A 5,291-nucleotide genomic window follows, 5' to 3' on the forward strand; every position below is an offset into this window, starting at 1 on the left:
ATATGCTTAATTGACATTACAATTTCATAAATGTATAATTTTGTTATAAGTTTATGTACGTGAAAAAATATAAATAATTTCACAAGGAGGGAATTCGATGGAGCGTGTGGCAGAAAAAACAAAAGCAAAAACAAAACCAGCTGTGGGGATTGAGGTCTTCATTTTTCTGGCAATTTTTGTGGGAATTTTCCTGTACTTAGGAAAAGCTATGGGTGCTGTGAATATGCTCAATACGATGATGAACACAGGATATCAGCTGCTGATTGACACCGTATTGTATATTCTGGCAATTGCAGTACTGGCAGGGGCAATCTCCGGACTGTTCACAGAGTTTGGTGTTGTGGCATTGATTAACAAAATCCTTTCCCCGCTGATGAAACCGTTATACGCCCTGCCGGGGGCAAGCATTATTGGAGTGCTGGCAACGTATCTTTCTGATAATCCGGCCATTTTGACACTGGCAAAACAGACGGAATTTAAAAGATATTTTAAAAAGTATCAGTTTCCGGCGCTGACTAATATCGGGACAGCATTTGGCATGGGACTTGTGATTACCACATTTATGATCGGGATAAAAAATCCTGCTGGCGGAACCTTTATCATACCGGCTCTGATCGGAAATCTGGGAGCAGTGATAGGCAGTATTGTCAGCGTTCGTATTATGCTGTTTTTTACAGCAAAAACCTTTGGAAAAGAAGAAAGCTGTGTGCAGTCAGATATTGAACATCAGATGGGAGGCAATGAACGTGAGATCCGCAGCGGCTCTCTGGGAAATCGTATACTGGGGGCTATTTTGGACGGCGGAAAATCAGGTGTTGATATGGGGCTTGCAATCATTCCGGGCGTAGTCGTGATCTGTACTCTGGTTATGATGTTGACAAATGGTCCGTCAGCTTCCGGTGAATATACTGGAGCTGCGTATGAAGGTATCGCACTTTTGCCGGCGCTTGGAGATAAACTCCGTTTTATACTGGAACCATTATTTGGATTTACAAGTTCAAAGGGAGTAGCAGTTCCGATCACGGCTCTTGGAGCTGCCGGTGCGGCAATTGGACTGGTGCCGAAAATGGTTCAGGATGGAATCGCAGTGGGAAATGATATTGCAGTATTTACAGCTATGTGTATGTGCTGGAGCGGATATCTCAGTACCCATGTGGCGATGATGGATTCTCTGAAATGTAAAGAACTGACTGGAAAAGCGATTTTCAGTCATACCATTGGCGGATTATGTGCCGGTGTATCGGCTCATTGGATTTACCAAATAATTGCGACGATTTTTTAGAAATTTGTAAAATACTTACAAAAATCATTGCGATAAAATTAATTGTGTGATATATTTATAAGTGAAATAATCATGTGCGTGAAAAAAAGAAATAAGTTTTATGGAGGTGACCTTATGGACGCTATAAGAGTAAGACAGATAAAAGCCTGTGAAATGCTGAAGAAGGCAGGATTTGATAAAGCGATCATTGGAGACCCTATGGCAATGAATTATCTGACCGGAATAAATATCATTCCATATGAACGCTATTATAGTCTGGTGTTAGATGCAAATACGCAGGAAGCAGTGATGATCAATCCAAGTGTGGATACCGGCTGTATGAAGGGGACAATGCCGGAATATACATATACGGATGAAGAAGGTCCGGCAGCCACAATTAAAAAGGTTGTTGGCAATTGTAAAAAACTGGCAGTTGAGAAAAAATACTTTTCAATGCTGATCGGCGAGATTTTCTATTCCATTGGATGTGAAGTGGAAGATATCGGAGATTGTATTGCCCGTCTTCGTATGTATAAGGATGACTCTGAGCTTGAATTTATGCAGATGGCAGCGAAAATTGTTGATGAGGCGTTAGAGTATGTAAAAGGACAGATCAAACCGGGGATGACAGAAAAAGAACTGAATATGATGCTTTTTAGTTTTATGTCAAAATATCCTGGATTTATTACAGACGAACAGATTGTCTATGTTCTTGCAGCTGACAATTCCGCTAATCCTCATGGTGTGACAGGAGATTATGCATTCAAAGAAGGAGATATCGTACTGATGGATTTCTGTGCTTATTACAAGCATTACTGGTCTGATATTACACGCTGCTTCTTTGTTGGCAAGATCGGAAATCCTAAACTGGCTGAGATTTATGATATTGTACTGAAGGCAAATCTTGCAGCGATTGCAAAAGTAAAACCTGGCGTAAAAGCCTGTGAGATCGATAAGGCTGCAAGGGATGTGATCACAGAAGCTGGTTATGGCGAGCTGTTTCTCCACAGAACGGGACATGGACTTGGCCTGAGTGTTCATGAAGAGCCTTATATCACTGCAGTAAACGAGCTTGTTCTGGAAGAAGGAATGACATTTACAATCGAGCCGGGCATTTATATTGAAGGTGTTGGCGGTGTTCGTATTGAAGATGATATTCTGGTTACAAAAGATGGATGCAGAACTCTGACTTCCTATTCTAAAAAGCTGGAAGATCAGATTGTGCCTGTTAAAGAGTAATAAGGATATTAAGTGAATAACATACAGGGGGAAAACAAATGAGTAAAGCAGCTGAAGGCGGAAAGCTTAAGAAGAATTTATTTACATTATTTTTGCTGGTCGTTTCTGGCGCAATGGTATACTCATTGCCATATTTCAGAAGCTATTATTATGACACATTTTTGATAGAATTTGGATTGAATGACGTACAGATGGGAGCTCTTGGAAGTGCATACGGAAGTTTTGCCGTTATTGCATATTTCCTTGGCGGATTCTGTGCTGACCGCTGGCCGGCAAGAAAACTTCTGACACTGTCTCTGGTACTGACAGGTGTTCTTGGTTTAGTTCTTTTATTAAGACCAGGATACTGGGGACTGTTTGCAATCCATGCAATTTGGGGCATCACATCAATTCTGACTTTCTGGAACGCGTTGATCAAGGCGCTTCGTTCTATTGCTTCTTCGGAAGAACAAGGGCGGGTATTCGGATTGTTTGAAGGCGGACGCGGCGTTACAAACATGGTCCAGTCTGCACTGATCCTGGCGCTGTTTGGCATTGTGTCCAAAAAAATAAATGCAGGTGCTGGTCTTAATACAGTTATTATTGTTTATTCTGTTATCAATATTGCGCTTGGTGTTTTGATTTTCCTTTTCTATAAAGAAGAAGAGTTCAAGCGTGATAAAAAAGCGCTTATCAATGTGCCTGAATTAAAACGTGTTGTAAAGATGCCGGAAACATGGCTGAATACCTTAATTATCTTTTGTTCTTATGCTATGTGCTGCAGTTATTTCTATATTACACCATACGCAACAGAAGTTTTCGGTGCAACAGCGATTATTGGCGCGGCAGCAGGATATTTTTCACAGTTTGTTCGCCCGGTCGGATGTTTTATATCCGGTTTTGCAGCAGATAAAATTGGAGCATCCAAAGTATGTGCGATTTCCTTCTGTGTTATGATCGTGAGTATGATCGGTATCATTTGTACACCTGGTAAGATGTCTTTGATCTGGATCGTTATTATATCTCTTGCAGGTGTATATGCTTCTATGTATGCTTGTCAGTCCATGCATTTTGCAATTATGGAAGAAGCCGAATATCCGGTAGAACTGACAGGTACAGCAACTGCTATTCTCACACCGCTTGGATACAGTGCTGAGGCAATCGCTCCATTGGTAGCCGGTTACTGTCTTCAGACATGGGCAGGAGAAAAAGGATATAAAGTATTCTTTGTTATTTTGACAGTAGTTGCAGTTGTCGGTTTGATCGCTAACCTGATCTGGCTTGCCAGAACAAAAGAAAAACGTCAGATGCTTCATGCAAAGAAATAATTGACGGATATCTTGTTTATTAATTAGGTGTTATATATAATAGGAATTGTCGTAGAAAATCTGCGGCAATTCCTTTCTTTCATCAGAAAAGTAATACATTCTGTATTAATTTTCCAGGCTGACAGTAAACGCTTTGTGAGGCGGCAGACAAAGGTATGTGGAAAACAGAGTGTGGGAAAACTTCAAGGATTGAGAGATTCAGGAAACACAAAGCGGACTTAACCGTTTTGTTTTGAAACAGTTTACAGGAGACGGTGCGGGGATGGAAAATTACGATAAACGTGTGCTGGATGTGGCCATGGGCGCCGGAAGAATCCTGCTCCAAAGCGGGGCAGAGATTTTTCGGGTGGAAGAGACGATTCAAAGAATTTCGATTCACTATGGTGTGAATGCCCAAAGTGCATTTGTACTCAGCAGTGGGATTTTTTTGACCGGAGAGGATCAGGTGGGACAGATGTATGCAAACGTAAAGCATATACCGCTTCATGCAACACAGCTCAGCAAAGTGGATGCAGTGAATCGTCTCTCAAGAGATATTGAACAGGGGCTTTCTCTGGAAGAGGCGGAAGAGCGTCTTCAGTTTATTGAGACGATGCCGGGAAAAAAAAGCAAAACCCTCATTCTGGCTTCCGGAATAGGAGCGGGATGCTTCTGCTACATTCTGGGAGGCAGTCTGCTGGATTGTTTTGCTGCTTTTTTGTCCGGATGTATTCTGGCGGTTTTTCAGGAGCTTTTGGAAAGGCGGAAGCAGCAGACCTCGAAGCTGATCAAAAACCTTTTAGGTGCATTTCTTGCTACGGGGTGTGCATTAGTGTTTTACTGTCTGGGCTTGGGGGATGATTACAAAGCGATTACCATTGGTGCGATCATGCCGATGCTCCCGGGAGTTTCATTTATGACGTCTATCCGAGATCTGACAGATGGCGATTATATTGCGGGAGCAGTGCGTCTGATTGATACCTTGCTGGTAACTGGCGGCATTGCTATGGGAGTGGGGCTTTTTTATCTGTTGTTGTCCAGACTTGTGGGAGGATTTGTCTTATGATCATCAATATAATCCTTCAGTTTATTGCATCTTTTTTTGGAACTATTGCATTTTCTGTTATGTTTTTGGTACCGAGGAAGTACTATCCCTGCTGCGGATTGATCGGAGGATTGGGGTGGATTACCTGTTGGATCCTCATGCATCCTTTTGGAATGTCTTATTTCACCGGAACAATTGTAGCGTCGGCAGTGGTTGTACTGCTTTCCAGGATCTGTGGTGTGGGGCTTAAGTGTCCGGCAACGCTTTTTATGCTGTCAGGATTGTTCCCTCTGGTTCCGGGAGTTGGTATTTACTGGACTGTTTATTCTGTGATAACCGGAGACCTTATGGAGGCTTCCAGATATGGAAGGCAGACTTTTGGAACGGCAATAGCTATTGTTCTTGGCATTTGTTTTGTATTTGAGGTTCCGCAGAAAACAATCGCAAAGATTGCTGCTGT

At 42.1% G+C, this 5,291-nt stretch carries 5 protein-coding genes; all 5 read left to right on the forward strand.

Features of this window, described 5'->3' with window-relative positions; all coding sequences use genetic code 11:
- Nucleotides 1–97: 97 nt before the first annotated feature.
- The gene (locus RDS42_RS12245) at nucleotides 98–1,282 is read left to right on the forward strand and encodes a hypothetical protein (protein WP_308783908.1); all 1,185 of its coding nucleotides are present in this window, start codon (nucleotides 98–100) and stop codon (nucleotides 1,280–1,282) included.
- 114 nt (nucleotides 1,283–1,396) lie between these two features.
- Complete coding sequence (locus RDS42_RS12250) at nucleotides 1,397–2,500, forward strand: aminopeptidase P family protein (RefSeq protein ID WP_308783909.1); 1,104 nt, start codon at nucleotides 1,397–1,399, stop codon at nucleotides 2,498–2,500.
- Between the two features lie 38 nt (nucleotides 2,501–2,538).
- Nucleotides 2,539–3,807: an MFS transporter gene (locus RDS42_RS12255; protein ID WP_308783910.1), complete on the forward strand. Its 1,269-nt coding sequence runs from the start codon at nucleotides 2,539–2,541 to the stop codon at nucleotides 3,805–3,807.
- A 262-nt stretch (nucleotides 3,808–4,069) separates the two neighbouring features.
- Nucleotides 4,070–4,852 carry a threonine/serine exporter family protein gene (locus RDS42_RS12260; RefSeq protein WP_308783911.1) on the forward strand — a complete coding sequence of 261 codons (783 nt, stop codon included), beginning with the start codon at nucleotides 4,070–4,072 and terminating at the stop codon, nucleotides 4,850–4,852.
- Nucleotides 4,849–5,291 (forward strand): threonine/serine exporter family protein (locus tag RDS42_RS12265; RefSeq protein ID WP_308783912.1); only part of this gene is annotated, 443 nt, incomplete at its 3' end. The genes RDS42_RS12260 and RDS42_RS12265, both read left to right, overlap by 4 nt.

Source organism: uncultured Blautia sp. (genome assembly GCF_902497045.1).
In the GTDB taxonomy this organism is placed as follows: domain Bacteria; phylum Bacillota; class Clostridia; order Lachnospirales; family Lachnospiraceae; genus Blautia_A.

Coding starts and splice junctions, on each gene's coding strand:
- RDS42_RS12245 (WP_308783908.1), top strand. CDS start 98: ATGGAGCGTGTGGCAGAAAAAACAAAAGCAAAAACAAAACCAGCTGTG.
- RDS42_RS12250 (WP_308783909.1), top strand. CDS start 1,397: ATGGACGCTATAAGAGTAAGACAGATAAAAGCCTGTGAAATGCTGAAG.
- RDS42_RS12255 (WP_308783910.1), top strand. CDS start 2,539: ATGAGTAAAGCAGCTGAAGGCGGAAAGCTTAAGAAGAATTTATTTACA.
- RDS42_RS12260 (WP_308783911.1), top strand. CDS start 4,070: ATGGAAAATTACGATAAACGTGTGCTGGATGTGGCCATGGGCGCCGGA.